1 protein-coding gene is annotated in these 211 nt (G+C 54.5%); it reads right to left on the bottom strand.

Features of this window, described 5'->3' with window-relative positions; genetic code table 11:
* Positions 1-211 (bottom strand): phasin family protein (locus AC0L3J_RS38505; protein WP_473350636.1); only part of this gene is annotated, 211 nt, incomplete at both ends.

Genomic DNA, 211 nt, shown 5'->3' with positions numbered 1-211 from the left:
TGAAGGCTTCCTGCGCAAAGGTCCTGTAAAGCTCGCCGATCTTGGTCGCTTCGGCGAAGAACATTTCTTGTGCGGATTTGGCGTATTCGGCTGTCAATTCCGTGAACCTGTCGGGCGACTTCTCGGCTGCAAGCTTTTCGAAATAGGCCTTGCTGGCCTCGAACGACGACTTCGCGAAATCGGTCTGGGCGGTTGTGATAGCGGTAAGATG

The organism is Bradyrhizobium sp. Kon37, assembly GCF_055807535.1.
This window is presented reverse-complemented; position numbering and strand designations above follow the sequence as displayed.